Annotated in this window: 2 protein-coding genes; both read right to left on the reverse strand. The window is 74.3% G+C overall.

The features are described 5' to 3' along the window. Positions 1 to 908, reverse strand: a 908-nt coding sequence (locus FV227_RS28625) for a xanthine dehydrogenase family protein subunit M (protein WP_147860481.1), incomplete at its 3' end; no start/stop codon positions are given. Further along, positions 905 to 1,055, reverse strand: a 151-nt coding sequence (locus FV227_RS30535) for a 2Fe-2S iron-sulfur cluster-binding protein (protein WP_348642556.1), incomplete at its 5' end; no start/stop codon positions are given. The genes FV227_RS30535 and FV227_RS28625, both read right to left, overlap by 4 nt.

The following is a 1,055-nucleotide window of genomic DNA, read 5'->3' on the forward strand; positions in this document are numbered from 1 at the left end:
GCGAGCGTCAGCTTGTAGGCGTTCGCATGGGTCGGCGCGGCGCCGGCGAAGACCTGCTCGGTCACCGCCTTGGCGCCCCGCGGCAGGTCGGCCTCGGCCGCCTCCACCCGCCAGGGTTTCGGCGCCACCCCGCCGAAGGCGACGCGGCCGGACCCGTCCCTGCCCAGGATCGCCGCCACCGAGACCAGCGCGTAGGCGTACGACGCCCGGTCGCGGACCTTGCGGTAGAGGTGCGTGCCCGCCACCGGCTTCGGCAGCGTCACCGCCGTGATCAGCGCGCCGGCCGCGAGCGTGGTGTCGCGCTCGGGCGCGTCGCCGGGCAGGCGGTGGAACGCGGCGATCGGGATCGCGCGTTCCCGGCCCTCGCCGTCGACGGTCTCGACGGTGGCGTCGAGCACGCGCATCGCCACCGCCATGTCGCCGGGATGGGTGGCGATGCAGGCGTCGCTTCCGCCGATCACCGCCAGCTGCCGGCTGACCCCGTCGAGCGCCGAGCAGCCGGAGCCCGGCCGGCGCTTGTTGCAGGCCTGCGCGGTGTCGTAGAAGTACGGGCAGCGGGTGCGCTGCAGCAGGTTGCCGGCGGTGGTCGCCTTGTTGCGCAGCTGCCCCGAGGCGCCGGCCAGCAGCGCGCGCGACAGCACGCCGTAATCCTTCCGGACACGGGCGTCGGCGGCGAGGTCGGTGTTGCGCACCAGCGCGCCGATGCGCAGGCCGCCCTCCGGGGTCGGCTCGATCCGGTCGAGCCCGAGCCCGTTGACGTCGACGAGGTGGGTCGGGGTCTCGATCTGCAGCTTCATCAGGTCGAGCAGGTTGGTGCCGCCGGCGATGAACTTGGCGTTGGGCGTGCGCGCCACGGCGGCGGCGGCCTCGGCCGGCGTGCTCGGGCGCTCGTAGGTGAACGACTTCATGCGGGCCTCCGGCCGGTCTCGAGGCCGGCGACCTCGCTCATCGCCTCGACGATGTTGGAATAGGCGCCGCAGCGGCACAGGTTGCCGCTCATGCGCTCGCGGATCTCGGCCTCGGTGACCCGGGTCGGCGCGGTGAGGTCGGCGGTG

Source organism: Methylobacterium sp. WL119, assembly GCF_008039875.1.
Classification (GTDB): domain Bacteria; phylum Pseudomonadota; class Alphaproteobacteria; order Rhizobiales; family Beijerinckiaceae; genus Methylobacterium.